We start from the raw sequence: 5,648 nt of genomic DNA, 5'->3' as shown, positions 1-5,648 counted from the left end.
ACCTGTTTGGCCAGATCAATGCCGATTGTTGTAACTTGCATTGGGTAGCTCCTTTCCTAGCAGTGATAAACAACTGCAGTATGGCGCATTGCGACGCCGGTTGGAGCAGGAGCTATCCACCCCATCGGGTTCCGCCAAGCCTGTCAAACTCCAATGTACGCTTCGGGCTGGTAGCTGTCGTTCCGACTGAAAGTTTCAGTAGCAGATTTATCCCGCATTGCAGACTTTCGGTAAAGACAATCCAACGGCAGCCCTGAAGGATAAATCCGAACAATTCTTCTCAGCAAAACACCCTAGATCGGCTCGTTGTGCATTGACGCAACAAACCTGAACGGCGATGCCTTTAACTGTTCTCGGTCCCCAGTTCCTAAGGAAAAACCGCCTCCAACCTTGAGTTCAAGACCAACAGCTCCTCCGACCAATGCACCAAGTTCAGGCTGTCCGAAAGTTCCTAGGCCAAGAGCACCAGAAAGCACCTTCGCAACGTCAATATCCCCCGAAAAGTTTATACCCCAATCCGATAAACCAAACTTCAAACCAGATTCTTTAGCTACCTTAATAATGTCGGCACAACGGTGGTCTATTTCGTTGGACAGGCGCTTCATTTCAAAAACCTGATCTTCTGCCTTCAAAAGATCTGAGTAAAATCGATCAATCGTCAATACGAGATGCCTTACTTCATCCAGTCTCCTTTCTTTGAACTCCAACAGAGCTTCAAGTGGTACGTCAGCCTCGGGAATTGGGATTGACCTGTATAGCTCAATCAACGGTGCACGAGTATCTATGAAGCCCGGCTGCGAAAACAGAAAAGAGTTGCGACCCTCAGACACTGACCAAAGCCCGGGTTCATTTTTCTCGTTGTCAATGAACTGTTGAAGATGACCTTTGGCAAAGTGGATATGAGCATCCTTTCCCCCCCAATCGGTCTTGTTTGGAAGAGGGCGCGTCATGATGCCCAATTGTGTCAGGTAATCGACTTCAGCCCTAGAGCCAACCATACTGAAAAATCGACTTTCAGGCCATTGAATCCGATCCCAAAACAGGACCGCCCTACGCAACTCGCATGGATCGAGATCAGATTGATGCACAAACATACGACCCTGTTCATCAATCTCAATTGGGTTTGAAAGTACGATTCCCTTACCGGCTTTTGGGACCTTACCATAAAATGGATCTTTAGATTTTCTGCGTTTTGCCTCACCCATAAGTTTACACCTGTTTGTTAATCTGAACTTACTAACCGCGACCTTGGCAAGATGTGAGCACTTCTCTCTACCATGCCTCTCCCAGACCCAAGCCCGCAGTTTCTACAATCTTCTTTACCCCCCTAAAATGGCTCGAGTCGCTCAATCAAGCTCACGCAGTGATAGCAAGTCAATCTAAAATAAGGTCTTTGATTACATGCCTGCGAGACGGAAAGACAATCTATTTTTCAGCTTCAAGCGCAATCCCATGGCGTGACTGCTATATACAAAGAAGACGTTATAAGGGCCTTACATTACAGGAGATATTGAATTGCTAAAACCATATTCCAAAGATGGAAGCACCTTCAATGAGACTTGTCGCTACAGGGATGGCTACTTCCGTATCGGCCCTAAGGGTGGCGAACTCAAAGTCCAATGTTTCAAACAGGCGGTACAAATCCTAAGACACTCTTCAGTTGCCCTCTGGCGTCGTCCAAGTGCGACAACAGGAAAGCAGGGTATAGTTAAAGCCGTAAGGTGGGCGTAAGCTTTAGAGCGGGCAATCAACCTAAGTACGTTTTTCTCTTTGATATTGCTGTGACTGGTGCTTGTAGAGGTAAATCCACTGCGAGAATATGCAGTAAAACCACAAATACAAAGACAAACGTACTCAAGAAAGTATGACCTCATAGCCCCCACTTTAACAACGCAGCCTCAGCTTCAGCAGGGTCGCCTTTGATCCGATACACTGCCTGCCTTGATATACCCGTTGCCTTAGCGATAGCTGACACTCCAGCCCCCTGCCCCAGCATATCCACCACGACCTCATAGGCTTTGCGATCATAAGATGGCTTCTTCCCACGGTACTTTGTAGGATTTGGTCCTCAACGAGAACGTTTCTTCAGATTTTGGGTAGGTGGCAATGATGTCAACAGGAACCGCAGCACGGTGATAGTAGGTGGCTCCTCGGCGATACAGACGGGTGTGACCGGGCATATTTTCTAAGGTCCTCACTGTAACACCCCAGTGTAACAATCCCTAGAACTAGCCATTACGTTCCAATAACTTATTGAGTTTCAATCTGTTAAGGAGATTTGGTGGAGCCTAGGGGGAACGCCGCCGAACGCCTAATATACTGATAGTAAACACTATTGTAGTGTGTTGGTTTGCTATGTGTCTCACCCTATTGTCACACCTATCTGCAGTCAACGCTCCCGTACCGGTGCAATGTCGAGGTACACACCTATGCATAGTGATTAGATGTGCCCAGTACTTCGCGCTAAGGTCTTCTTCTTGATGCTTAGCCCGCTAGTTAGGCTTACAGTCCTCTACAAATATGAGAGGTTACGATTGGGTTGCATTTTCTGCGCACATGTCGAACAAAGGTTGTGCAATCTAGGTTGGTAAGGTGGAACATTTTTTGGATAAAACCTCCGAGCCATACCTGCATCAACATCACCTGCGGAGGCCGCGAAAGTACTCTGCATACATTTTTGAACCAGATAATTTACAAGGCCCAAGCACGTGGAAATCGCTATAATACTTATTCTTGCCTTGGTTGGCGTTTTGATCTTTGTGAACCGCCATAGCCAGTCTGGCGGAAATAGAACGCTGCCGAACCAAAAAGTCTCGGACGGGAAGCCGAGCTTGACGACCTCCCTTGCTCCAAGAAAAGAACAGTCGCCGCGCTTTGATGCGGACAATGCCATACCAGCCCCCATAGCCACGGTATTGAAGGGTTCAGCCTACGTTGTAGACGGGGACACTATAGTCATACAGAAAACACAAGTGCGCTTGTTCGGTGTCGATGCTCCAGAGATTAACCATCCATACGGAAAAAAGGCCAAGTGGGCTTTGGTATCGCTTTGCAAAGGTCACGCAGTGAAGGCAGAGATAACCGCCAAGGATAATCACGGCCGCACAGTCGCTAAGTGCTACCTTGAGGATGGGCGCGACCTTTCTGCGGAAATGGTCAAACTCGGATTGGCTATAGACTGGCAGAAGTATTCTGGTGGCGTGTACCGCGCTCTGGAACTACCCGGCGCAAGAAAGAAGTTGTGGCTAGCTGACGCGCGGCAAAAGGGGCGAATGAAAGTCTGGGAGCAATATGACGCCAAGCAAACCGCGCTAAATCAAAAACAGTAGAGAGCCTCGAAGATGCCAATAGTATATGTACTGACTAATCCGGCTTTGGACGGCTACGTGAAGATCGGAAGAACTATCGACCTTACTCAGCGGCTCCGGCAACTAGATAATACCAGCGTTCCTTTACCGTTTCGTTGCGTGTATGCGGTGAATGTTGCGAATGAAGCCGAAGCAGAAAGACTTCTCCACCAAGCTTTCGCAGATCACCGTACCCGTCCAAACCGTGAGTTCTTCAAGATCGACCCGCAACGGGTGATTGCCGCCATGAAGTTGACAGGTGGTAAAGATGTCACGCCAAAAGACGATATCGCGGAAGACGACACGGGCATCGAAGCTCTATCGAAAGCGGTATCAAAGAAGCGCAACTATGTATTCGACAATGCAGGCGTAAAAATTGGCGATGTGCTCACATATTCCGGCGACGATAACATCACCGCTGAGGTCGTGACACCCAAGAAGATACTTTTCGAAGGCGAACCGATGAGCGTCAGCAAGGCAGCGCTGATCCTCCTGCACCGCGCAGGCTACACATGGAAGTCTGTCAACGGTTGGCAGTACTGGGGGTTGGATGGTCAAACATTATCTGAGCGGCTCAGTATGCATCAGGAAGACGACAGCGATGAAGAGGACGATTGAAGCTGGAGGTTTGGAGCATTGAAGACCGTCCTGTCAAATCGCCTAGATAGTTGGCAAGAGGATTGCCTATTCTTGCCGAACTTGACACGTTTGTCCTCTTCTACTTCATGCACCCAAATGAAGAGTATGCCGTCTGCATGGTCGATGTCGTTAAAGGTCTTGGATCGGTGTAGAGGCCAACGGAAGTAGTAAAACCGCAATCGGTCCGGACAGATCTGGGCGCTTACATCTATCGTGGGATCACCGCTTTTAGCTAGATACAAAGGCTATCTAGCAGGCAATGACCGCTTCGAGCCCAATGTATGTACCGGCTGCTGTTCGCAAGTGATCAATTGCACGTCTTCAGGAAGTCGCTGATATGTATCCGGCCTTTGGATCGGCTTATGGTTGACATACCGTCTACTCCGACCGTTCATTGAGAGGCACCGATTGCAGGAAATACTGATGCCAAAATTTCAAGAACCCGACACCTTCGCCGCACTAGAAAAACGCGAGTGGGCCAAGGCTGATGTGGCAAAGTCCTATGCGCAAGTGTTTGCTAAGGCGGCGGACATGGTTGTGCCATCTTTGGTAAGTGCTGTTGGAGCTGGCCCTGATACAACTGCGCTCGACTTATGCTGCGGTCATGGCAATGTCGCCGCAGGCTTGGTCAAAGCGGGAGCGCACGTGACAGGGCTTGATTTCTCGCCCGCCATGCTGACGATGGCGCAGGCAGCAGTGCCAGAGGCACGGTTCTTAGAAGGTGATGCGATGGCACTGAACTTTGAGGATCAATCGTTTGATGCCGTTACAATTGGGTTTGGGATGCCGCATGTTCCGGACCCCCCAAGAGTGGTCGCTGAGGCTCGCCGCGTTCTGCGCCCCGGCGGCCGGCTGGCGTTTTCGGTCTGGTGTGGTCCTGAAGTGGATACGGCCCTCGGTTATGTTTTTGATGCCATCGGCCAACATGGGTCTCCAGAAATTGCTTTACCACCGGGCCCCGGAGCGAATGATTATGCTGATCCCACTCTAGCCTTTCCTGTGCTTGAGGCGGCTGGATTTACCGATTGCGCCCAATCTGTGGTCGCGTCGGAGTGGCACGTTGATGACCCCGGGGCGCCTTTTGACTTTTTTCTGGAAGGAACGGCCAGAGGTGGCGCCTTGTTGCGCCCACAACCAGCAGAAAATGCTGATGCAATTAGAGCAGAAGTTGTAGCTAAGGTATTGGAAAAACACGGATCGGGGCCTCAGTGGAATGTGCCGATACCCGCCATGGTGACCGTCGCCATCGCTGTTTAAGCAACCTGAATGACTTCGGTTTTTTATCAAAGCGGACGTTACAGCCCTTCCATCCGACGGTGGCTTTGTCCGCAAAGCAGGCCTTCGGGAAGGGCAATCCAGCGACAGCCCTGTCCGCGTAATAGCTAATAATTTCTGCTAAGGATACCGAAGCAGGATCATCAAGCAACGCTAGTAGCATGGCGCAATTGCTATGCGTCTAATCCTATTGTTACTGCAATATGCTGCCAATGGGTCTGGCCCGGTGCATAGGTAAGGTACACATGTATTGTCTGACGTCAGCGCTTATGGGTCCAAATAGGTCGATTTGCTAAGAGAGGGTTTGTTGCTCATCGTAGCCACCAAGGAGTGGATGATGAGAAAGACAACGAAGAGCCCTGGCGAGAAGATCGTCAAAGATATCAA

General features: G+C 49.8%; 6 protein-coding genes. 3 read left to right on the top strand and 3 right to left on the bottom strand.

The features are described from left to right. Positions 1 to 293: 293 nt before the first annotated feature. The 3 genes from ROA7450_RS20600 to ROA7450_RS21095 all read right to left on the bottom strand — a co-directional run bounded on the left by ROA7450_RS20600 (position 294) and on the right by ROA7450_RS21095 (position 2,180). Positions 294 to 1,205: a DUF6236 family protein gene (locus tag ROA7450_RS20600; RefSeq protein ID WP_085807845.1), complete on the bottom strand. Its 912-nt coding sequence runs from the start codon at positions 1,203 to 1,205 to the stop codon at positions 294 to 296. A 665-nt stretch (positions 1,206 to 1,870) separates the two neighbouring features. Then, positions 1,871 to 1,996 carry a helix-turn-helix domain-containing protein gene (locus tag ROA7450_RS20595; protein WP_234999625.1) on the bottom strand — a complete coding sequence of 42 codons (126 nt, stop codon included), beginning with the start codon at positions 1,994 to 1,996 and terminating at the stop codon, positions 1,871 to 1,873. 28 nt (positions 1,997 to 2,024) lie between these two features. Continuing rightward, positions 2,025 to 2,180, bottom strand: coding sequence for a DUF6538 domain-containing protein (locus tag ROA7450_RS21095; protein ID WP_159454126.1), 156 nt, complete (start codon positions 2,178 to 2,180; stop codon positions 2,025 to 2,027). Positions 2,181 to 2,708: 528 nt separating this feature from the next. On the opposite strand from ROA7450_RS21095, the gene ROA7450_RS20590 reads away from it, so the two are divergent. The 3 genes from ROA7450_RS20590 (at position 2,709) to ROA7450_RS20580 (ending at position 5,243) form a co-directional block, all read left to right on the top strand. Beyond that, positions 2,709 to 3,329: a thermonuclease family protein gene (locus ROA7450_RS20590; RefSeq protein WP_234999624.1), complete on the top strand. Its 621-nt coding sequence runs from the start codon at positions 2,709 to 2,711 to the stop codon at positions 3,327 to 3,329. Positions 3,330 to 3,341: 12 nt separating this feature from the next. Then, positions 3,342 to 3,965, top strand: a complete 624-nt coding sequence (locus tag ROA7450_RS20585) for a GIY-YIG nuclease family protein (protein WP_085807843.1) — start codon at positions 3,342 to 3,344, stop codon at positions 3,963 to 3,965. A 444-nt stretch (positions 3,966 to 4,409) separates the two neighbouring features. Next, positions 4,410 to 5,243 (top strand): class I SAM-dependent methyltransferase, encoded by an 834-nt coding sequence (locus ROA7450_RS20580; RefSeq protein WP_234999623.1) that lies wholly within the window; start codon positions 4,410 to 4,412, stop codon positions 5,241 to 5,243. Positions 5,244 to 5,648 lie beyond the last annotated feature (405 nt).

This window comes from Roseovarius albus, from assembly GCF_900172335.1.
In the GTDB taxonomy this organism is placed as follows: Bacteria; Pseudomonadota; Alphaproteobacteria; order Rhodobacterales; family Rhodobacteraceae; genus Roseovarius; species Roseovarius albus.
This window is presented reverse-complemented; position numbering and strand designations above follow the sequence as displayed.